This is a genomic window from Paenibacillus sp. J31R122 (assembly GCF_056269185.1).
In genome coordinates this window covers 157130-180257 of the sequence record NZ_JBWDNM010000004.1, presented here as the reverse complement: position 1 = coordinate 180257, position 23128 = coordinate 157130, and the positions used below count along the sequence as shown (strand labels likewise).

Below are 23128 nucleotides of genomic sequence, written 5' to 3'. Positions count from 1 at the left end.
CATTGTTTGAAATTGCTTTACTGCAAGATCGCTTTAGCTACAATAGCAAGATCTTCAATACTAATTTTACCGTCTTTATTGACATCCGCTTTCTCATTCCAGCCCTCTTGACCTTGTTCTTTGCCATAAGCCGCTGCAACAAATGCCAAGTCTCCAATCGTGACGCCGCTTTGTCCATTGACATCTGCGTTAATCTTCTTGGTGTCAAATGCTTGAACTGCCGCTTCTAATGCGGATTTCGCATTATCCACCTGCTGCTGAGAAGCATTCGAATCGTTTGCAATCGCGCTGGACGCATCAATAGCCGACTGCAATTGCGCTTTGGATCCAACCACATACAGGCCGTCCTCATTACCTTCCACCGCAGAATTGTGCTTAGCTTGAGCGCTTGAGATCGCAGCATTCAAGAGTGATTTATCCACAGATATGCTAATTTGGATTTCATGGGAAGCTCCGTTGATCTGCAACTCATTCCCCAAACTGTTTGCAATCACAACATTTTCGACACGAATTGTCGTTGCCCCAGTGGCAGATTTGGCTGTAAATTTGAAAGTTAACAAATCGCCGTTGGCAAGTACGCCTTGGTTTGCTCCCACGCTGGCAGCAATAATTCGAATTTGACCCGGCGCTATTTCCTTTTGTTCAATGACCCGGAATCCATCTTTCAGCGATGTAATCGAATCGAATTGCAAATTCGCTGGATTATAATGTAGAGTCAAATCTTGAGCAAACACTTGCTCGTATTCGCTTTCCGTAACGACGTTCAACCCCATCTTAAGATTGAACGTTTCACCAGTGTTCACCTGCTGTAAACCAGTCAATGTAGCTTGAGACATTGCTGGCACTGCCAACACGGTCACGCTGATGCTCGTTGTCAATGCAACATTATTAGGATTGGCGACTCCCGCTGGAAGACTCACCGTTCCATTTACAGTGAATATCTGCTCCGTCTGTACAGCCGGATTGTAGCTCGAATCGTCTACATTCCATGTTACATCGGCATTCACATTCCCCAAATTTGTTTCCATGACGACTTGCGTAGGCAATCCAAGTGCCGCCGCTGATTTAGCTGTGCCATTAGGTCGTCCAGTTATAGCGCTTGGCGCTTTGATAGCGCTCAGCGTCGCATCTTGGTATACCTTGAATGCATCCAATACCATCCAGTTCCCGGATTTCTTAACTACCTTTATCGTATGAGTTCCACTTGAAAGGGTTTTGTTGCTGTAAATCACCGCCTGCGGCGTATAGGTCGAAGCGGTTCCGCTTGCTGTTTGAACAAGTGTGCCGTCGATATAGACTTCCTGATTCCCGATATCTCCGTTCTTTACGCCAATATATTCTATACCAGTTCCCGTAAAGGTGTATTCGAAGTAGTCTCCATTACTTGATGTCTGATGCACATCGTTCAAATAATCGCCCTTACCTCTGTTTTGAGAGTAAGAAAATGATCCGGTATAGGATATTGCAGGATTAGAATCATTAATACTCCGAACGGTAATGGCAGAGCTTACAGATACGCTGATGCTTGCTGTCAACTCAACATGATTAGGATTGGTAATTCCCGGCGGCAGGGTTACAATCCCATTCACAGTGAATGTCTGTTTGAGCTTTTGAGCTGGATCATAGTTCGAAGCAACTACATCCCATGCCACATTGGCATTCACTTTGCCTAAATCTGTAACCAATTCTACGGTTGTAGGCAATCCAAGGGCACCGGCTGTCTTCGCTACTCCATTTTGCACCCCTGTGACGGCAGTTGGCGCTGTTATGCTCATAAGATTCGTTGTCGGCAATTCAGATAACTCAAACCAGTTAAAGTTCCAGCCACCTGCATTGACTGCCAGCCTTATAGTATGCTTGCCGGCACTTAAGTAAGCCGTGTCGGATATGGTCTTCCAATTTTGCCAGCCTCCGGTTGAAGGCAACGAAGTTATTTGTTTCGAAACTCCATCTTCAAGGAGATTGAACTTACCTGTATTACCATTTACTGATACCCTGTAATCTACTTTGTACAATCCCGATTTTTGCACATTTACAGAGTAGTCCATCCAGTCTCCTGTATCTATATAACCTAGAGTTGTCCCCTCAGAACCGACCTCTTCTTTAATCCCGGACATTTCAGAATAATTTTCCGCTTCTATTTTTCCAGGTATTTCATTAGTAGCTATGACAGTAAAGCTAAGTTTTCCGAGTGCCACAACGGTTTGACCTGACATCACTTTCGCAGTGATTTCTGCTGTCCCCGATGTCTTACCGGCGGTTACAAGGCCGCTGCTATCAACAGATGCTACTGAAGTGTTGCTGCTGGAGTAGGAAATCGTATTGCCAGACACATCAGCTGATGTGATAAAGGTTACTGGTATCGATTCTCCCTCTACTATTTTTGTTTTGTCGGCTTTCAAAAATAGCGGCTTCTCATAAGAAATTGTCCTCTTATACTGGTCAGGGTTTGTTCCTGTTTTGACCAGCACCACGTTTTCTCCAATGGAAGTTGAGAAATTTAACAGTCTTCCGGTGAGCGTTTCGGCTTTGACGCCGTTTCGATACAGATCGACGCTTTGCCCCTGTCCCCAAGGGTTGTTCACGTCCGCAATCTGCCCGAGACCGGAATAGAGCTCAATAAATTCGATGTTCTTTGATTGTTGCGAAGCTGTAACGGTGAATCCTTTTTTAGCCTGAAGCTTGAAGGCCGCATCGATGTCCTTTGGCCATGCGCCGAACGCATAAATGACCGGCGATTCGCCTGGTCCTTTGGCCAGTGACTGAAGCAATCCATTTTGGATGCCTTCCACAAACACGCCGTCTTCTTGAACGGAGTACGATTGATTTCCATTTGTATGAGGAAGCCGGTTCGGATTGGATTTAAGAAACCACTCCCATTGCATCAGATAGTTTGGCAATGCCAGCTTCACGATATCACTGCGGCCCATTCGAGCTGCATCGGTCATAAATCTTGACCAAGTTCTCTCACCCATGCCCGCAAACTGTCCACTCTGTAACTTTTGATAAGCTTCCTGGGTTTCCAAGGTGTTCATGTTTAAATCCCAGGCTGTTAGGTTAAGGCCGTTAGCCTTGGATTCTAGATTGACTTGATCGAAGTCCAGCAGTTCTACCTGATACTCATCCCAAATCGACGGAGCTTTTTGATATAAGTAAATGTATGGACTTCTTGCCAACGCATAAGTCGGCTTACCGTCCGATCTCGTTCTCTTATAGATCGAGTTGGAATCGCTACTTAGCGGATTCGGAGCCAAATTGTCTACGATGTCCTGCCACAATGGGATCATGTTGGAATCGACGTTCAATAGCTGCGCTGCTTTAATCGCCGTCGGGAGAAGCCCTCTGATGTAGTTCAAATCATTCAAAACGTCGTCCGCTCCCCAGATCGTTTCGGCGAATGCTGTCTTGTAGATATGATACTTATTATCGGTTCCTTTCTTAAGGTTAGGAAATGTGCGATAGAACTCGGCTGCCCCTTTGATCACCGGATAAGCGGTATCCCGTAAATATTCCATATCTTGTGTATACAAATACCGATCCCAGTATATATTCGCGACATCTGCTGCATTGTAGACGAGATGAGAGTGCCATCCCGACTTCCACTGTCCGCCAGATCCATCTATCGACCATCGCGAATCTGCTCCATCAATTCTGTTGCGTTTAAAGTCTCTAACCTCTTGCGTAAGATCAAGACCGTTCAACAAGCTATTTTTCAGTGAAGCAGCAATATTGTCAGGCAATACCTCCGGTCCATCGAACGGCGAAGTCTCGGGAAAATAGATGCCCTGAGCCCCCCATTGTTGCTGAGCCGCAGTCTCATACTTGCCTAAATTTCTATTAAACATCTTTAGGAATGGATCCAGCAATTCAGGATGATTACCCGTTTCCAGCGCGTAATAAGATCTGCCGTCGTTAAACCACCAGTATTCCGTTCCCCATTGAGCTTCTCCGTTTCCCGCCGTATTGAATAATAGCCCGTTAAATTTAGCGGGATACTCTCCTCTAAAGCAGGAAGCCATGAGATAATAGAAATTGAAGAAATGAGCACCGTAATCCTTTGTATATCCCTGTCCCTGCACCCCCGGGAAGGAAACGAACGATTTAGACCAGTAATCGTGCCACCATGCTGTATGGGAAGCATAGATATTGGCATAGCCCGCCGTTTTAGCGGTATCCACCGCTGCTGTTGCGATCGCCGTTACGTCATCCACTTTGTTCATGCTTGCGGCGCTGCCAATCAAGATGGTGAAACTTCCCGTGCGCGCGGGAATGGAGAGCCTCAGCGTTTTGACGTCCACCTGACTAACGGTTGCCGTTCTACCCGCCACGTCGATTACAGCTGCCGACATATTATAGAAGTCGTTGATAGGGAGATTGGTGTCAGTAGGCTCCTCATACTTTTGGGTCAAGACGATTTTCCCATTATTTTCGTTAATGACAGAAGTCGCCGAATAGTTATCTTTGGTTACAAGCGGTCCCGAACGCGTCATGGCCAGATCGATGTTGATGGGGGCCGGAGTAGAACGAGTGTCGTTCACCTGAATGACCATGACATCTTGATCACTCCAAGCTAACACGTTAGCAGTCAAGTCCGTCCCCTGAATGTTTTCAGTCGCGTTGTACAACGACAGATATTGAGGGACGTTATTCGACGGGAAGACCGTTCCGCCAAAATCGATACTTACGTTCCCAACGGCGCCGAAGTAATCGCCATGCAGCATACTCGTCGCCGACGAAGCTCCATTATGGCCGAAAACATCCACTCGATTGACTTGGGTTTTCAATTTTGTAGGTTCCGTCCAAACCAAGCCTCCCATCCGGCCGTTGCCGATCGGCATTCCAAGGGTGCTATTGGCCACTTGTTTGTCGAAGAACATGTCGGCTTGTGAAACCATACTTTCGTAATCAACATTCAGCATCGAGGATTGACTTGACTCTTCCTTGGCATGCACGACCATAGGTTTGACTGTACTCAGGCCAGCACACAAGGAGAATCCAAGAATCAATGAGAGTGCGATTGAAACCGGTTTGCTTGTTTTTTTGAACATCTGAAAAACCCTCCCTAAAATTATAATTCAATAAATCTTGTCAGCTTCATTAACAATGAAGTGAATGGATCAGCTTTGTTTTATATTCAATTCACCTCCTTTTGAGCATGAATAGAGCGCTTACATGATATCTTCGTAAATAATCCAGAATTCATTCCGAACTTAGATTTCATTTCGAAGGCAGTGTTACATGATATCAACTTTACGGATTCGTTTGATCATACTTTGGAAATCCCCTTTGAGTTCTACCTGAATCCCTATTTTCATTAAAGCCATCCCACTAAGGGGCTGCTCCAATCCTTCAACCTGATACACGGATTGCTCGTCCAGACCCTGTAAACGAATTCGTGAAAGCTCGTTACCAAAGTTATTCGAGTGCAAAAATGCAAACACGACCGCTTCTTCTTTATTTGCGCTAACATACATCACCGATGCCAAAATACTTTCCCTGACTGAAAGAAGTCTATATTGTTGTCCGTGTTGAATGATCGGTCTTATATCCTTGTATAGATGGATCAGTTCTTTTGCTTCTTCAAGCTCATCCTCATCCCAGTTCAGTAGGTTATCTCTGATTCCCAGATTGCCCATCATCGCGCAATGAAAGCGGTACGCCAGTGACAGCTTTCTGCCGTTTACCCAGTTCACTTCATCCGTAACCCATGATTCCATAATTTTGGCGCAGTATGCGTAGGAGAAACCTTCTTGAATCCGCAAGCGGTCAAATGCATCCGTATTATCACTTGGCCACACTTGGTCAAAATATTTCAGGATTCCCATATCCACGCGCCCTCCTCCACCGGAACATGCTTGGAAGATGACCTTAGGATGTTTAAGCTTCAGTTTTTCTACAATTTCGTAAACGCCTAGAGCATGGCGGACCCAGATTTCCTTGTGTTCTTCCGGAGGCACATAAGGAAACCCTGGCTCACTGAAGTTTCGATTCATATCCCATTTGATGAAAGCAATCGGATGCTCAGAAAGAAGTCTATCGACACAATCATAGATATACTGTTTCACATCATCTCTAGCCAGATTTAAGATGAGTTGATTTCTTACCAGAGTCCGTTCTCTCGTTGTAAAATGGTAGACCCAGTCTGGATGATTTCGATACAGATTGCTGTCGGGATTCACCATTTCCGGTTCGACCCAAAGTCCAAACTCCATCCCAAGAGCATTTACTTTGCGAATCAAGCCATGGAGTCCGCCCGGGAATTTATCCGGGTTGACAACCCAATCTCCAAGCCCTGCTTGGTCCGAGTTGCGGGCGCCAAACCAACCGTCATCCATAACAAACAGCTCTACGCCTAATTTTGACGCGATTTCTGCCAGCTTAACCTGTTGTTCTTCATTTACATCGAAGCTCGTTGCCTCCCACGAATTGTAAAGAACTTTCCGCAGCTTACTTCTATTCTCTTCAGGTAGTACATGCCTGCGCTGGTAGTTGTGAAGATTTCGGCTGGCCTCACCAAACCCTTGATTTACATAACCAACAACATAATTCGGTGTATAGAAACTCTCTTTAGGCTTTAGACTCCATGAAAAATCGAAGTCATTAACCCCCGCGCTAATTTTCACCATGTTAAACTTATCTTTCTCGATCACTATCTTCCAGTTCCCACTGAAGGCTAGAGCCCCAAAGTAAACCTCACCGTGAGTTTCATCTGCTTTTCCTTCGTGATCCAGCATAAAGAAGGGATTGGCATAATGGCTAGTTGTACCTCTTCTACTCTCAAGCACTAGCTTGGTGTCTTGCAAATTCACTCTATTCAATTGCGTTTCCGCAGGCCATCTGCCTGTCAGATAAGTCAGTCTAACCAAAAGAAGTGTATCCTCCGATATTTCAAAATCCACAAATCTCAGATTGAGATCTCTCACGTGATCATGAAATGTCACTTTTAAGCTTGGCTCCGTATATTTGGCTTTCCCCCATCCCAAATACTCTTCTTCGCTTAGTTCGCTGCCATAGGTATAGGGGTAATCCGATATCTTGTCCGCTTTTGGATAGTCTGAAAGACGAGGGAGCTTCTCTCCAAAATAAATATGATTAATTGTACCGTGATCACTTAATCCTAATGCGTAGGAAATGCGCTCTCCCTCAAGAACCCAAATATTTGTTGAAGCATCGTGTCGTATCAAATTAACCCCATCATCTTATCCTTTTACTGAGCCTGAAATCATACCAGATATTATGAATTTCTGACCTAGTATATATAAAATCAGAACAGGCATTACTGTTAAAATAATAATTGTAAAAATCATATTCCATTCATTAAAGTGAACTCCAAAATAATTATAAATGGAATTGATCATGCCCAATTTTTCTTGACTGTTCAACAGATATAATGGTGTAACGAAATCATTCCATGCACCAAGAAAATTCAATATAAAGCCTGTAATCGTTACTGGTTTTAAAAGTGGAAAAACAACATGGAAGAATAGTCTCCCCAATCCGCAGCCGTCAATAATCGCAGCCTCATCAAGCTCTTTGGGCACACTGCCGATAAATCCATAAAAAAGGAACATAGCAAATGGAATGCCAAGTGTAGCGAATACTAGGATAATGCCGGTAAAACTATTTTGCAGATGAACCATCTGAAGAACTTTTATTGTTGCGATATAGTTTAACGGGGCAACCAGTCCTATAAAAAAATAGTTATATATGAATTTGTTCCATTTATCTTTGTTTCTGGATATAACAAAAGCCGCCATTGCTGTAACTAAAATACTTATGGCTGCCGATACGAATGACATTAATAAGCTATTGAAAAATGACTGCAGCAAGTTGCCGTTTTGTATGGCTTCCACATAATTAGACCATTGAAACGAACTAGGAAGATTAAAATTCATCGAATTCGCTTCGTTTGATGTTTTTAAGGAATTAATAACAATGAGGTATACAGGTAAAATTACAGATAAACTTAATATCCAGGTAAAGAGCTCTTTGGTTACTAGATAAATAGAGTTTCTACTCACTCAGAATCCTCCTCCTTATCTGTAACTAGCTTCTTCATCACAAAAGCAATAACCAGCGTTAACAAAAATGCAATGACGCCCAGCGCATTCGACATCCCGTAACGGCCGACAGAAAACTCATTAAATATTTGTGTATTGATAACTTCGGTCAAGTCTCCGGGACCGCCATTGGTTAATGCATATATAATTTCAAATACTCTAAGACCATGGATCGTATTCAAAATTGTTGCGATCGTTAACGCAGGCATTAGAAACGGAATTGTTATCTTAATAAATTGCTGCCACTTACCGGCTCCATCAAGGGAAGCGGCTTCATAGTAAGACTTAGAGATCGTTAGTAGCCCCGCCAAAAGAATGACCATATTCCATCCAACCATTCTCCAGACTTCGACTCCCATTGTCGATGCCAATACAACGCTTTTGTCAGTGAGCCAACTGCGGGTTAATTGACCTAACCCCACAAACTCCAGTATTGAATTCAACGGGCCTTGAGGTGCTAATATGGAAACAAATACGATACCGATAATTAAGGGCGCCAGCGTATATGGCATAAAAAACACCGTGCGCAATAAGTTCCTCGACTTCAATCCTTCATTCAGCAAAATAGCTAGAAAAAGACCGATTAACACTTTAAAAACGACTGTAAAAAAGGTGAATGAAAAGGTATGAATAATACTATTTAAATAGGGGCCTGTCGATGAAAATACTTCCTTATAATTATCCAACCCTATAAAGGTAATGGCCGTTCTAAAGGTAGACCAATCGGTAAGTGAATAATACAGCCCCGCTGCTACAGGAACTATAAAGAAAAAGGTATATAACAGAATGGCAGGAATGATAAATGTACGACTATACAATTTTTTAATGTGCATGATCTAGTCACCCAGTCTTTCAAATTAGCTTATATAATGAAGGAAGCTTGATCGATTTAGTAAATAATCATCAAGCTCCCTGCATTTAATTATTTAAACATCTTTGCACGATCAGCATCTATCACTTCTAGTACTTGCTTTGGTGTTTTTCCACCTAAATATAAGTCTTGAACAGTCTTACCAATAACGGATTGATTCCAGAATTGAACGCCGCCTTCAAAATCCAATGCTGTCCCGTCTGGCGCATTTGCGATAATAGACGCATAAGCTGTAGTTGTCTTACCTTCGAGATCTGTAAAAGAAACAGGACCTAAATCAGGTCTTCCCGCATAATAAACCTCGAGATTTTCCTTCTTCGCTAAGAAATTGAAATACTCTTTCGCCGCATCTATAACTTTAGAATCTTTATTAATGGAACGAACAATTCCACCCGCAGAAATGGCCCAAGCTTTATTGTCAGCTAAAGGGATAGGAAACATCTCCCATTTATCTGCATTACTTTCAGGGAATTTGGCTAAAACTTCGTTCTGGAACGTAGAGTAGGTTAGCATCATAGCATATTTACCAGATCCCATTGCATCTACTGAATTTTCCCAGGTTTGTGCTAAGAAATCTTTTCCAAAATATCCTTTGTCAGCGATTTCCTTCATTTGCACAAGACCAATCTCAAGCTCCTCTTGGTCTGCGAATTTCGCTGTATTGGTATTGAACTGGTCATATATTCCCGGGTTCTTCTTGGCGATCATGGCGCTGAATGCATTCAGCCAAATCTCTTGATGCCACTCTGCTTTTCCCGGCTCATAGATCGGTGTTATCCCCTGGGATGCAAGTGCCTCGCAAACCTTCAAAAATTCATCATAATTCGTTGGAACTTGAACCCCTGCTTGTTTAAACAAGGACTTATTATAGAGTAATCCCCATCCGTCTACCGACCATGTATTTAAAGCAATCACTTTACCATCATGTGTCGTTCCCGCCTTGGCCCAATCTCTATATCTAGACACCCATGGTTCATTGGAGAGATCAAGCGCATACTTGTCTGGCAAATATTCTTTCATACCGACTCCACTTTGAGTAAGGTATACATCTGGACCTTCTCCTGTAGCAAATTTGGCCTTCAAAACATTGGCATATTGATCATCTGGTGAAATTGCAAACTCAATCGTATTGCCTGTTTCAGCTTTAAACTGCTCCGCAAGTTCTTTGTCAATGTCTTTCGTCCAGTTCGCAGAAGACGCAACCTTGATGGTTACACCCTTTTTAGGAGCAGCGGTCTCTTCTACTTTCGTACTTTCAGTAGGCTTCGAAGTCTCTATTGTCGTTGAGGTCGTAAACCCGCATCCTGCCAATACAGCTACCAACGCGATAGATGTAAACATACTGCTTAATACTTTTAATTTATTTGCTTGCTTCATGTGAACCGACTCCTCCTTTTAATGTTATGTATATTTGGGTGGCCGACCTTGTAATTATCATAAATTAACAATCTGATCAGATACATGGATAAATCAGTCTTTTTTATGTGGACATTTTTGTCTCGGTTATTCCTGAAGCTCATTTACCGATCATCCTCCCTGTATTCAGAGGGACTTTTTCCTGTTGTATTTTTAAAAATTCTACTGAAATAATGTTGGTCTGAATAACCGACAATTTCCCCGATTTTTCCGATATCATACTGAGGGTTTTCTAGAAGCAATCGCTGGGCTTCTTCTATGCGTAATTTGATTAAGTATTTTAAAGGAGTTTCCCCATAAAATTTTTTAAACGATTTTGAAAGGTATGCAGGTGTAAAATGATATTTTTGTGCAGTTTCCTCAAAATTAATGAATTCAGTAAAGTTCGATCGAATATAATCGGCGATTTGAACAATTATTTTTTTTGTATCCGATTCTTCATCTTTATTAATGCTGATCATACGATCAATCATTTCCCAGATATCTTCGAAGATGTTAGGCAAGTCTGATGAAATCGCAAGCTTTTCGTATAAGCCATGTTCGAGTCGATAAAATTCTTCTTCTGATAAAGTTTCCGTATGTATGTGTAAGTTTCTGATTAATTGACTTGTTGCTGTTTCCATTACTCTTTGTGGGTATTTCAATTGATCCCAGCTCTTAAGTAAGTTAAAAATTTCTTTTTTCAGGAGTGGTTTTTCCCCGGATTGTATAAATGAAACCATTTTGTTGCGAAATAATTGATCAATTAAGATTGGAGCTTTTTTTGCTTGCTTCTCGTTTTTCAGAGTAAAGACATTAGATATTCCTAAAACTAATTCGCTATCCAATGTGAATCGAAGAGCCTGAGCTTTCTCCCAGATGTCTGTGCGTTTAATAGAGCATCCGTTATGACAAATATTTATTGCAATTGAAGAATTATGAGATAAAATTTTTTGTTTAATATCTTCTGCAATTATCGTAATCTCGTCAGGTTGTCTATGATTCGCTGTAATCAGCAGGAATTTATGGTTTGGTGTTTTTTCGTCGATGATCCACCACTTTTCATTTTCATGTAAAAAGTTTTTGAGAATATCATTTAACGAAAATTTTGACCAGTAATCTTGGAAGATAGTACTAAGCTGTAAGGTAGTAATATGAGGACATAAGTTTCCGATACAAATTAGAAAGAGTAAAAATTCCTCATCGTCAGGAGCCAGCGACTCCGAGATTGCAGGATAACCATAAATATCTGAGGTCAAAATATTTCTTACTAAGTTTGAGTTGTTCATATCCAGGCTAATTGTAATATTACTTAAAGTTTCAATTAATGAATTTAAATTCAAAGGTTTAAGCAAGTAATCCCGAACGCCCATCTTCATCGCTGTTTTTGCATATTCAAATTCAGAATGACCGCTCAATATAACGATATGAATTTCGGGAAATTCGTTTTTTATTTGATTAATCAACTCCAATCCATCCATTTTGGGCATTCTTATATCAGTGAACACAACGTCGGTTTGAACAGACTTAATTAAGGCAATCGCTTCTACTCCGTTGGAAGCTGTACCGACTACTTCGAAATGGAGATTGGAATCATCAATTTTTTGTACAATGTTTCTACGGATCTTCGGCTCATCCTCAACAACAACAACACGATACTTAGATGTCTTCAGCAATTTATAACCCCCTAGTAGTGGATGCAAATCGTAACAACGGCCCCTCCATCGGGATGATTGCTTAGATGAAAAATCAGTTTGTTTCCGAATAAAAGTCTTAACCTGATATAAATATTCAATAGTCCCATGCCATTAATTTTTAATGTGGGTATTCTCTCTAATGGGTCTGTATTCTCGAATTGCTCCATGAAATAAGCGATATCATTCTCCTCGAAACCTTGACCATTGTCACGAATCGTCAATTCCCATTTGTCCGGGTAACATCTGCCTGATACGGTAATTATCCAAGGCGGATCTACATTAATGCCATATTTCATGCTATTTTCTACTAAAGGCTGAAGAATTAATTTTGGAAATGCGACATCCAGCAGTTTTTCAGACACTTCGATATGAAAGATAATTTGATCTTCAAACCTTAATTTCATAAGCTTCAAATAATTCAAGGTATGCTCGATCTCATCCCTTAACCTCACGGGAGCGGCATGCTCGGAAGAGATATAACGCAGCATTACAGAAAGACTTTCACATACCTCAACGATTGACTGCTGGCCATTTTCTTCCGCCATAATACTAACGTTAGTAATGGTGTTATAAAGGAAATGAGGATTCATTTGCGCCTGTAATGCGAACATGCGGGACTCAAGTTCATGAGCACGTGAAGAAATAGCTTCTTGCAAAGATTCTTGCAGCCTCAAACGCATTTCTTGAAAAGAATAGTTTAATTGCTCGATTTCATTCAGATTACTTTCAATCTTCGAAGAAAATTTGGGAGAAAGGGAAGATAAATCTAAGCTCCTTATCGATCTATGCATTTTTTTGATCGGGTTAGTCAAAGTCCTTGATACATAATAAGAAATGAGTAATGTAATTAATATGGTAAAGAAGCCAACTATGAGCATAACATTCCTAAAGGCTATAACCGGTTTAAGCATCTGATTCTTAGACTCGACAGCTATCACTGTCCACCCTGAAAAACCAGAGTAGTTGTAGGCCAACATATCCTCACTATTGGTATTTGTATTTAGAACTGAAAGAGTAGCATTATTATTTGCAGAGTTTTTAACATATTTCCAGTATATTTCAGCAGATTGATTTCTCTCGGAGGGATAAACGAATTGTGCATCCTGATTCAAAACGTAGACTTTGATTTCTTTACTTATTTTTGAAACCGGTTTGACCAAAGCATTCTCTATAATATTCGTGAAAACTCGATAGTCTTGTTGAACTTCAAGGATACTTGTTTCTTGTGAGCCCCAGGTTGGGGCAAAGGCTCTGCTTAAAGAAATGACCGCCCGCTGCTTCAAGCTCCAATCATCATTATGCGGGAGCGATATCAATTTATTTCCTTTTTTATCAAATGTATCATTTACCCATTGAACATTAGCAATTTTCTCCGGCGAAATGATCGAGAATACAGAATTATCACCAATGCTGGCAAATTCGCCGGACATTCGAAACATATTGATTCGCGAAACATTTTTGTCATAACCCATAATTGAGAACAAGATATCATTGAATTGGCGTTGTTGGTCTATGGTGGATTGGGTTAATTGGAACATATCGGAAAAGAAAAGGTGGTTAAGTGACTTTGAAAATAATATTTTTTCCGAAGAGGAGTTCATCATTTTAAGCTGTGAATCAAATTCAGCCGAAATGTGGCTTGTGATTTGATATAAAGATTCGGAAGCTTTCGCTTCTAATAGGTTTGATATGTAAATATAAAAAACTAGAACAAATGAGATTACAATACCAATGATTAATAAAGAGAAGCTAAAGAACAGTTTTGATTGAATGGTTCTGGATTTAAACATATGCAATCCCTTTCAAAACGAATGTTAATAAAGCACCTTCATTTCACCCCTATATACTTCAACGTGACCGAAGATGCAGAATGATTATAAACTTTCATACTAGAAGAAGAAACAATAAAAAATATAGAAAACTACAATTTCTTTAGCAAAACAAAAAGCAGATGGCTGGACAGGCGTATTACCTAGTCCAACCATCTGCATGTTTCGTATTAATGGACAAATCTTGGCGATTCTAATTGAAAACGAATCGATTCACGAACAAGCGCATCATCCACATATGTAATGAAGGAGTCAGCTTGTTTATTCAGTTTCCCCAATCCGTTTAATAGTACAAGGCCTGTTTGGCCTGGAACAAATTGACGATACCCCTTTTTGTTATCGTGCAACGTATATCGCACAATCTCTGAAATCCAAGAGATTGGAGGAGATGCGTTAGCACCGATAAGCTCCAAGAGCTCGTGGTGCAGATCCACTTCATTCTGCGTCAGAAGGCCCATCTGTTTGGATATTGTTGAAGCGCACAGCATACCGAAAGCGACAGACTCTCCATGGGTAAAATCCCCATTGCCAATCAACTCCACCGCATGTCCGATCGTATGGCCGTACTCTAATACAATCGCGTCATTTTTTTCATATGGATCATCCCGCATGACTGTCATCTTTGCCTCAATGCAAAACTCAATAAATTGTTGAAGCTCATCCATACTGTACATACACGACGCTCTTAGCATTTTTTTATACGTATCTATTTCATGAGGAAGAATCGCTAGTACATTTTTCACTAGTTCACAAAGTCCGGAACGGATTTCTCTTGCAGGTAATTGAATCAGAAATAAGAGCTCGACACAAACAAATTTAGGGGTGTAAAAAAAGCCGAGAACATTTTTCCCATAAGCCAAATTCACGCCTTGTTTTAACGATAATACGGAATCCGAAGCGGCAATTAACGTTGTTGGAATATGAATGAAAGGTAACCCACGGAATAACAGCCCTGCGACCATTCCTGCAACATTACCTGAAACTCCGCCTCCAAGAGCTATAATGGCCGTACGTCGATCCGCCCCTAGAGCAAGCGCCTTTCTGCATAATTCTTGGACGGTAGAAAGATTTTTATTTTTTTCTCCTCGAGGAAAGGTAAGCAGATGAGTCGTTCCCGCTTTTTCAAATGCTTGTACCGTTATGGCAGCAATTGACTCTGGAATGCCGCTATCGCTTATAATAAAATAATTATCGATCTCGAGAGGATTGAGCCAATTCTCGACTTGATTGAGTATTCCCTCGCCTATAATAAAATCATAATGATGCGTACCGAATTGAATTTGTCTCTGGTAAATGATTACCCCTCCAATCTTTATCACCCATACCTTCGATACAAGACACGATTCCCTCGACATATTGTTTAGATTTATCGATGTAAACGAATGGATCAGCTACAATCGAATCCGACTCCGACCCAATCGTTACCCATCCATCAAATCGGCGATCGATCATTTTTTTGAGAATAGGCTTGAATTGGATCCAACCGTCTCCCGGTAACGCAAATACCCTTTGCTTAACAGAAGCGGCGTAGTCAACTGATTTTTCTCTTACATCATTCAAGACGGACTGTCTAATATCTGTGAGATGTATATATCGAATACGTTCATAATGATGATTTAACAGTGCAAGCGGATCGCCTCCGCTATAATACGCATGTCCAGTGTCTAACAGTAAATGTACTAGATTTGGATCCGTCACTTCCATTAGTTTTCCGATTTCTTTTGCTTTTTCTACAACCGTACCGACATGATGCTGATAAACCAGCAGCATATTGTTCTCATTACAAATTTCGCCTGCAAGATGCAAACCCTCTGCCAAATAGCCCCATTGTTCTTCCGTTAATCGGGTAACCTCTTTCTCTCTATTTGAACGAGTCGGATCCCAATGAACGGAGCCTCCCACTTCACGAACGATAACGTATTTGCCATTCATTTCTTTTAACCAATCCACATGTTTACGGAACAATTCAAATTCGCTTTTACGCAATTCCGGCTTGGAAAAAATAACATCCAGCCTCTTGGAGGCGAGCTGTAGGCCATAATCTTTCAAAATCGCTTGTAACGGATTGGGGGACGGGGTAAAACGATGATCATCCTCAATGCCTGCAAAACCTAGCGTGGATATTCGCTGTAATACATCGGCATTAAAGAATCCTTCGTACGAATAATGGGAGTCATCCTGGATCCACGGAGATGATGTTATTCCCAGCTTAAATGGCAATCGATTCATTTCATTCATAGCTTCGTCCCCCCCTATGAATCGTGGCCTAATAGGTTAAAAATAATTGCAGGAATATCTTTTGCCTGCCATACGCGTGATTGATTGATGACATCATGAGACGGACCTATAGCAATGAGACTTACTAAATCGTCGTCTGTTACAGGAAGAACGCCATGCGAGCCTCGAATGCGTTCAGGAGTTAAAGGAATAGACTTCGTTTTAAAATCCATGAACAGCTCTACTGGATCGTATCCGGGCTTGCGATGGATATCAACGGTTGTCGCATACGGCGGAGCTGCATCCGGGTCATTCCACCAGTAATAGGTAAACCATGCATTTCGCTCGGCAATTGCTACGAGTTTACCTGCATTTGGATGGTCTAAGCTCCATTCCTCTTTACCGGAATCGCCAAGCACTTGGTCAACCCCGCTTGTTACTTGTAACACTCGATATACATCATCCATAATCGCAAGATCATTAATATAAATATGGGCTATTTGATGGTCCACTACGGCAAATGCCTGGCTATGATAAGTATCCAGATACTCTTTACCGTTAAGTTCAATTACTTTTAACCAACCTTGCTCTCGAAGAACACGGTTTAAATAAATAGGAGTCTCCACTGGATGTAGCGCATATTCAGAAAGAATGAGCACTGCCGTATCATCCAATCCTCCCATTTCATTAAGTGAATCTACAAACTGTCCGACGATCTGATCAATCTCCTTAATCGCTTGTCGTTGCTGTGTGCTGTCAGGGCCAAACCGCTGAGCTTGGTAATCCAGATTTGGCAAATAGACGTATGTTAACGTCGGTTTATGATTTTCAAAAATGTGGAGGGCAGCCTTCGAGATCCACTCGCTCGAAGCTACACCTGCCAAAGGCCCCCAAAAGGAATGCAGCTTGAAAGGACCTTGCTTCTCTGCGATTTCTTCGTATAACCCTGGAGGATTGGAGAAATACCACTCTTCCATCCCTTGTTCCAAATGCATAGGTGACGGGGTAACGATAAAATCAGCGCTGTCATACTTTATATGCTGCATGAATAAAACTGCAGTTGTCGAATCAGGATCCAGTCGCTTTAAGGTTTCCCATATGCGTTCTGCTTCTAGCGGAGCAATCGTCTGCTCCCACATCAAAACTTCTCTTGACTTTCGGTCAAAACGACCGTTACCTACAATCCCATGGCGATCTGGTTCAACGCCTGTCGTTAATGTCGCTTGCATCGATCCTGTGACTGCAGGAAAAACAGGTCTTATGTTTGATACACTGCCTCTCGCAGCAATGGCGTTTAAGTTTGGCGTTAATTCATCTTCCTTCAGGTGAGCTGGAGTTAAGCCAACCAAATCGAGCACAACTACGTGCTTTGCCTTCTTGAACATAGATGTTTTCCTTCCTTTCTGGTTTCACTAGGTCATAGATATGAATCGCGACAACAACCAAGATACAACAATTAACAAAGCTACAATTAATGCGTGAAGACCGCCATCGAAAATAGAAACGAGCGCCGCATTTAATATCAGCAGTGACAGGATTCCATACTTTACTCCACGTTTAATAAATGAAGGTTTAGGATCTCGAATGGCAGGATACAAGGCGAACACCCCAAAAAAGCAATAAAGTGCAATAAAAAACAGCTGTGTCGGCCATACAGAATCTTTAATCATCGCTAAACTGATCAACCCTACCGCAATGCCGAGTGGAATTAGCGCAATAGCTACAATGGTCTTCCTTTCATACCCGTAATTTTCACCACGGCTCAGGGCCGTTACGCCGATAATATGGAAGAAAGGAAATAACCCCACTAACGCAAAGTTCCAAAAGTATTCAGGCAAAAATGAAAATCCTAGACATAAGTTAAGCGCTCGGCATACTGCCATTACCAATGCGCCCGGAATACCGTATTTTTTAGCCCATGTATTGTAAATAACAATAAACAAAACCAGGACCAGAGCTATATAAAAACTTAATGGACTGAAAGCGTAGGAGAGGAATATACCGCCTAGAAATAACAGACAAGTCAATAAGACCGCAAAGTCCTCGCTAATTTTCTTAGATGGTATTGGCCGTTCAGGTCGTTCCATTTGATCGACAGAGGCGTCCATTACGTCATTTAGAGCAACACCTCCCGCATATAGCAGGATGGAAGAAAGCAGCAACAACCACATCCTATCGTAGAAACCAGAAGCAAGGCTGGAGACAATAAACGCCCCAGCCAATACATCACCTGCGGATGTTACTAAATTGGGAACACGAAGAAGTTGTAAATAAGCTTTCATCAAGAACCCTTAATCATGGTTTTTGCGCTGGTCAACTCTTGGATGATCGTTGAGACATACTCATATGCTTTTTTCGTGGCGGGTATCGGATCTTCTTCATACGGATAAAGCTCGATCGTAATAAATCCCTCATAATTTGTTTTCGCAATTTCGGAGAGTACGCCTCTTATATCAATCCCTCCTTCACCAGGAACCAGGTGATGATGTATTCTTGAAGTCGAAATATCTTCCAAGTGATAGTGCTTTGTATATGGCGCCAATTGGCGAACCAATTGTACAGGATCTTCCCCTGCACAGTAGAAATGACCGATATCAAAATTAAGAGCGATATAGGGTGACGATATACGTTCCATAAACTTTAGAAATTGCGTGGAAGTCTCGATCAATAATTCCGGCTCAGGTTCAATCATAACAATTACGCCTTTTTTCTCTGCGTGTTCGGCGAGTTCGTGGATCGCTTCCTCGAAAGTATCCAGCGCCCAATCTTCCTTCGCTCCGTCAAGCGGTCCTCCTGGTTCAATAGAGAGATGAGGGACCCCCCACTCTGCAGCTAGATCAATGCAGCTTAAGGTGTGGTTGATCCTTTTCCGTCTCTCGCTTGCTTCCCTTTCTATATAAGAAGGACGCCAACAATCCCCAAGGGCGTACAACATAAATGCATTCAAGTTGCATATATTCATCCCGTTTTGTTCAACTTTTGATTTGATTTCTTGTCTTCGGGACGGAGTTAGATCGGGTGGATAGGCGTGCGGGATGTCACACAGTACTTCGATACCTTCAAAACCAATGTCATGCAAGGTATCGATTGTTGTTAGTAAATCGAATCTTTTATAGGCATTGGCACTGAAACCCAGCTTCATCTAGATTCCTCCTACTGTTTCGAACCTCTGATTCTGAACCTGTAATTTCCCAGACATTTTATAGAATTGATACGGATTTTCCCAAACGACTTTTTGAATCTCTTCTTGTGAAAATCCGGCTTCTTTCATTTTTTTACAAGTACGAGGAACAGAGAGCGGATCAGCCGGTCCCCAATCACACGCACTATTTATCATCACCCGATCCGTTCCATATTGCTGCATAATGGCAATCGCTCTCTCAGGTGTAATTTTTCCTGGGTATACAGTCATACCAGCCCATGCGCCGTATTCCAAAGCAAGGTCAACGGTTTCTTCAATATTATGATCCAGCAATACCTTCTCAGGGCGTACTCCTATTTCTTCCATAATTGCAATCGTTCTTATCGTACCTTCCCGTTTATTAAAATGCGGGATATGGACCATAACAAGCATGTCTTTTTTCTTAGCCAGCTCAAGCTGTCGGCGCATTACTTCTTCTTCCGCATCCGTAATTTTGTCAAATCCGATTTCACCGATTGCCAAACATCTTGGGTGGTCTAAGAATGGCTCCATTCCTTCAACGACTTGAAGAGCAAGCTCCAAATTGTTTGCTTCTTTGGGATTCGCTGCGATACATGAATAATGCTCAATATCATACTTCTTGGCTCTTGTTGGTTCAAAGTTCAGAATATGGTTGAAATAGTCATAGTACGTATGAACCGATGTCCGTTCGCTTCCAAGCCAGAATGCAGGCTCAACGACCATTTCAATTCCACTTATTGACATTCTTTCATAATCATCTACCGTTCTTGAATACATATGGACATGTGGATCAATAATTTGCATACTCTTATCTCCCCTTAGTGTGTAATATAATAATTTTGCATGTAAGCAAGTGCACGTCTTGCTGCTGTATCGGGATCCTGGAAGTACGAATAAATTTCCAACGTTATAAAGCGATCATATTGAATCGATTGAAGCGCTGCCAAAACTTCCCCAAAATTAATGTCGCCCTCCCCGGGAATTAAATGATAATGTTTGCGTCCCCGGATATCTTCAAGATGAATATTGGTGATTCTCTCGCCAAAATGTTTTATTGTTCCTGCGAGCGGCTCGCCAGCAACTTCAGCATGTCCAATATCCAAATTTATGCCAAGCAAGTCACAATCGATTGCCTCAATGACTCGCTGGGCTTCATTAGCGTTTTCAATTAATAATCCCGGTTCGTATTCAATGCCGATTCGTATATTTCTTTTTTCTGCATATTGCAAAATGCGGGACAAGGAATCCACCAACAAAACATTTGCCTGATCCGGATGATTCCCGGCCAGACTCTTGCCGGATGTAATGCTGACGCAAGACGCCCCCCATTCCACGGCAAGGTCTATACATCTTTCGGTATACCGAATTCTTTGAAGACGCACTTCTTCTTTTTGATTGCATAAAGAAGGCTCAAATATGGTCTCTCCGCAGTTCAGAGCCGCTTGATTTACGCAAACCGCAGTATTAGCATTTATATTGCTTACAGACATTCCCCATTGTTCCAACTTGCGCGTTACCTGTTTCACCTCATGGTATGAAATATCTAGAGGATTAATATGAGGATAGTCGGCGAGAATCTCCAATGCCGAATACCCGCAATTATGAATACTGTCAATGGCTTCAATCAAAGAGTAGCGAGTGTAAACATTACTGCTGATCGCGTATCGCATATGAACCTCCTACATTTTATGAATCGCTTCTTTCCTTTCAATGAATCAATAGTTGGAATTCTCTTTAATGAATTGATCTACGTTTTCCGGAGTAACCGGAGTTGCTTCCAGCACGATGTGATGCGGCACTGATTGTTCCCAGAATCCTTCCAGACCTTTGTTCTCCATAATTTTAACTGCCAAGTTAACGGCAGTGCCTCCCATTGTTGGCGAGTATGTCAGAGATACGATAACCTCAGGGGATTGCTTCTCTTTCATCATTTGATAAACTTCTTTCATTCCGCCGGAACTGACGATAAACATTTCTTTATCGCGCTTCGCATCGCGAATCGCTTGAACAATTCCTATTGTCATGTCGTCATCTTGCGAATAGACGGCATCCACTTGCTTATTCGCTTGTAAAATGTTCTCTGTTGCTTTTAGCGCCTTTTCTCTTGTGAAATCACCAGGCTGTGTGGCCACAATTTCAATTTCCGGGAAATCTTTAATATAGTCGCGGAATCCTTTTGATCTGAGGTCGGTAACGGTAGACGGCACTCCGGAAATCTCGATGACTTTACCCGCAGCCTTACCATTCTTCTTCTTCAATTCCTCTACTAAATATTTGGCATCTCCATAACCTATGCCGTAATTGTCTCCTCCAACATAAGTACGATAGTTTTCCGTATTGACGGCACGGTCCACAACGATAAGCGGGATCCCTGCTTTGCCTACTTTTTCAGCTGCCGGAGTTAAAGCGGCCGATTCCATCGGCAGCATGACAATAGCGTCGACTTTTTTGGTAATCAAATCCTCGATATCGGAAGTTTGCTTGGCCGGATCTTTCGCCGTGTACATGAGGTATTTCACATTTTTGTGCTTTTCCGCTTCCGCTTTGGCGTTGGCGACCAATGCGCCCATCCATCCGTGATCCGCGGAAGGAAGGGATATCCCGATCGTATAAGTGCCCTTTGCAGCTGCCGGATTCTCATTCGTATTCTCTGCATTGTTCGCACCTGCTGGCTTGCTTGCGTTCTCCACCGTACAACCTGTAATCAAAGCTCCGAAAACAAGCATTATAGCCATTGGCAATACCCATAATTTTTTCAACATCGATTGACCCTCCAATTAATATAATAGTTAATGAGATTTTTGTTTTCTTGAAATATAGGAAAGTATAACATTTCGCCATACTTTCTCTATATTTCTCCGGAATGAAACGCGCCACCGCCGTAAGGACGGCGACAGCCGTTTCACCTTGTTAGTCTCTCTTTTGCAGTAAGACAGCCGCAACAATAATTAAGCCTTTAACTACTCCCTGCAAGTACGGTGAAATATTTAACAAATTCATAATATTACTTAAAACTCCCAATATAAGAACGCCAAACAAGGTGCCAAGAATGCGTCCTTTTCCCCCGGCCAAGCTGGCGCCGCCAATAATAACAGCAGCAATGGCATCCAATTCATACATATTTCCTGAGGTTGAAGTAGAAATCGAGTTAAGACGGGAAGTTTCAATAATCGAACCGATAGCTGCTGTCAAACCGCAAATCATATACGATATGATGGTGACTCGGAATACCGAAATGGCGGATAGACGCGCTGCTTGCGAATTGCCTCCAACAGCATAAATGTGTCTTCCAAGCACCGTTTTCTCAAGCACGATGTAAGATAGAATGACCATCCCCGCAAAAATGATAACGGGAATCGGAATGCCTAATACATAGCTGTTTCCGATTTTGGCATAAGTGGAATTCATACCCGAAATGGCGCCTGCATCCGCATAATAAAGAGCTAAAGATCTCGCGATCGTCATCATGGCCAAAGTAGCAATGAATGCCGTTATTTTTCCGTATGTCACCATCAAACCGTTAATTAGACCGATGAATAGGCCGCACAATAAACCCAGCAAAATCGACACGATAATTGAGGAATCGAAATTTACCTGAGCAGTCATGACGACGGTACCGGATAAAGCTAAAATGGAACCAACCGATAAGTCAATCCCTCCCAGTATGATCACAAACGTCATGCCTAGTGATAAGATCCCGATAATGGAAACCTGCCTCAATATGTTCGTAATGTTGGCAACGCTCAAAAAGTGTTCACTTAATATGGAAGCAAAAACAACTAACACAATAAGTGCGAAAAACACGCTGTATTGATCCCATACATATTTAATCCAGCTTTGATCTTGCTTTACTTCTTCTTTTGTTGTTACTGCGGTTGGCATGCATTATACTCCTT

16 protein-coding genes are annotated in these 23128 nt (G+C 41.8%); all 16 read right to left on the bottom strand.

What is annotated here, in order from left to right; genetic code table 11:
* Positions 1-17: 17 nt before the first annotated feature.
* Complete coding sequence (locus AC0YN7_RS08860) at positions 18-5048, bottom strand: carbohydrate-binding protein (protein WP_475809613.1); 5031 nt, start codon at positions 5046-5048, stop codon at positions 18-20.
* A 186-nt stretch (positions 5049-5234) separates the two neighbouring features.
* Positions 5235-7184: an alpha-galactosidase gene (locus AC0YN7_RS08855; RefSeq protein WP_475809612.1), complete on the bottom strand. Its 1950-nt coding sequence runs from the start codon at positions 7182-7184 to the stop codon at positions 5235-5237.
* 15 nt (positions 7185-7199) lie between these two features.
* A complete protein-coding gene (locus AC0YN7_RS08850) occupies positions 7200-8021 on the bottom strand; it encodes a carbohydrate ABC transporter permease (RefSeq protein WP_475809611.1) in 822 nt (273 codons plus the stop codon).
* Positions 8018-8893 carry a carbohydrate ABC transporter permease gene (locus AC0YN7_RS08845; protein ID WP_475809610.1) on the bottom strand — a complete coding sequence of 292 codons (876 nt, stop codon included), beginning with the start codon at positions 8891-8893 and terminating at the stop codon, positions 8018-8020. Before AC0YN7_RS08845 ends, AC0YN7_RS08850 begins: the two co-directional genes overlap by 4 nt.
* An 89-nt stretch (positions 8894-8982) precedes the next feature.
* Positions 8983-10308 (bottom strand): ABC transporter substrate-binding protein, encoded by a 1326-nt coding sequence (locus AC0YN7_RS08840; protein ID WP_475809609.1) that lies wholly within the window; start codon positions 10306-10308, stop codon positions 8983-8985.
* A 143-nt stretch (positions 10309-10451) separates the two neighbouring features.
* Entirely contained in the window at positions 10452-12002 is a 1551-nt protein-coding gene (locus AC0YN7_RS08835; RefSeq protein ID WP_475809608.1) for a response regulator, read from the bottom strand.
* Positions 12003-12013: 11 nt separating this feature from the next.
* A complete protein-coding gene (locus AC0YN7_RS08830; RefSeq protein ID WP_475809607.1) occupies positions 12014-13813 on the bottom strand; it encodes a sensor histidine kinase in 1800 nt (599 codons plus the stop codon).
* A gap of 209 nt (positions 13814-14022) precedes the next feature.
* Complete coding sequence (locus AC0YN7_RS08825) at positions 14023-15171, bottom strand: 2-deoxy-scyllo-inosose synthase (RefSeq protein ID WP_475809606.1); 1149 nt, start codon at positions 15169-15171, stop codon at positions 14023-14025.
* Positions 15107-16090: a sugar phosphate isomerase/epimerase family protein gene (locus AC0YN7_RS08820; RefSeq protein ID WP_475809605.1), complete on the bottom strand. Its 984-nt coding sequence runs from the start codon at positions 16088-16090 to the stop codon at positions 15107-15109. The genes AC0YN7_RS08825 and AC0YN7_RS08820 overlap by 65 nt, the downstream gene beginning before the upstream one ends.
* A gap of 14 nt (positions 16091-16104) precedes the next feature.
* A complete protein-coding gene (locus tag AC0YN7_RS08815; RefSeq protein ID WP_475809604.1) occupies positions 16105-17454 on the bottom strand; it encodes an alkaline phosphatase family protein in 1350 nt (449 codons plus the stop codon).
* Positions 17455-17481: 27 nt separating this feature from the next.
* The gene (gene eboC, locus AC0YN7_RS08810) at positions 17482-18351 is read right to left on the bottom strand and encodes a UbiA-like protein EboC (protein ID WP_475809603.1); all 870 of its coding nucleotides are present in this window, start codon (positions 18349-18351) and stop codon (positions 17482-17484) included.
* Positions 18351-19211 (bottom strand): sugar phosphate isomerase/epimerase family protein, encoded by an 861-nt coding sequence (locus AC0YN7_RS08805; protein WP_475809602.1) that lies wholly within the window; start codon positions 19209-19211, stop codon positions 18351-18353. The genes eboC and AC0YN7_RS08805 overlap by 1 nt, the downstream gene beginning before the upstream one ends.
* Positions 19212-20036, bottom strand: coding sequence for a TatD family hydrolase (locus AC0YN7_RS08800; protein ID WP_475809601.1), 825 nt, complete (start codon positions 20034-20036; stop codon positions 19212-19214).
* Positions 20037-20050: 14 nt separating this feature from the next.
* Positions 20051-20902 carry a sugar phosphate isomerase/epimerase family protein gene (locus AC0YN7_RS08795; protein WP_475809600.1) on the bottom strand — a complete coding sequence of 284 codons (852 nt, stop codon included), beginning with the start codon at positions 20900-20902 and terminating at the stop codon, positions 20051-20053.
* Between the two features lie 45 nt (positions 20903-20947).
* Positions 20948-21994 (bottom strand): substrate-binding domain-containing protein, encoded by a 1047-nt coding sequence (locus AC0YN7_RS08790; RefSeq protein ID WP_475809599.1) that lies wholly within the window; start codon positions 21992-21994, stop codon positions 20948-20950.
* A gap of 148 nt (positions 21995-22142) precedes the next feature.
* Entirely contained in the window at positions 22143-23114 is a 972-nt protein-coding gene (locus AC0YN7_RS08785) for an ABC transporter permease (RefSeq protein ID WP_475809598.1), read from the bottom strand.
* Between the last annotated feature and the right edge of the window lie 14 nt (positions 23115-23128).

What these genes read in the sequence shown, in the direction of transcription:
- AC0YN7_RS08860 (WP_475809613.1), bottom strand. Translation starts at nt 5,048, where the DNA reads ATGTTCAAAAAAACAAGCAAACCGGTTTCAATCGCACTCTCATTGATT.
- AC0YN7_RS08845 (WP_475809610.1), bottom strand. Translation starts at nt 8,893, where the DNA reads ATGCACATTAAAAAATTGTATAGTCGTACATTTATCATTCCTGCCATT.
- AC0YN7_RS08840 (WP_475809609.1), bottom strand. Translation starts at nt 10,308, where the DNA reads ATGAAGCAAGCAAATAAATTAAAAGTATTAAGCAGTATGTTTACATCT.
- AC0YN7_RS08830 (WP_475809607.1), bottom strand. Translation starts at nt 13,813, where the DNA reads ATGTTTAAATCCAGAACCATTCAATCAAAACTGTTCTTTAGCTTCTCT.
- AC0YN7_RS08820 (WP_475809605.1), bottom strand. Translation starts at nt 16,090, where the DNA reads ATGAATGAAATGAATCGATTGCCATTTAAGCTGGGAATAACATCATCT.
- AC0YN7_RS08815 (WP_475809604.1), bottom strand. Translation starts at nt 17,454, where the DNA reads ATGTTCAAGAAGGCAAAGCACGTAGTTGTGCTCGATTTGGTTGGCTTA.
- eboC (WP_475809603.1), bottom strand. Translation starts at nt 18,351, where the DNA reads ATGAAAGCTTATTTACAACTTCTTCGTGTTCCCAATTTAGTAACATCC.
- AC0YN7_RS08805 (WP_475809602.1), bottom strand. Translation starts at nt 19,211, where the DNA reads ATGAAGCTGGGTTTCAGTGCCAATGCCTATAAAAGATTCGATTTACTA.
- AC0YN7_RS08800 (WP_475809601.1), bottom strand. Translation starts at nt 20,036, where the DNA reads ATGCAAATTATTGATCCACATGTCCATATGTATTCAAGAACGGTAGAT.
- AC0YN7_RS08795 (WP_475809600.1), bottom strand. Translation starts at nt 20,902, where the DNA reads ATGCGATACGCGATCAGCAGTAATGTTTACACTCGCTACTCTTTGATT.
- AC0YN7_RS08790 (WP_475809599.1), bottom strand. Translation starts at nt 21,994, where the DNA reads ATGTTGAAAAAATTATGGGTATTGCCAATGGCTATAATGCTTGTTTTC.
- AC0YN7_RS08785 (WP_475809598.1), bottom strand. Translation starts at nt 23,114, where the DNA reads ATGCCAACCGCAGTAACAACAAAAGAAGAAGTAAAGCAAGATCAAAGC.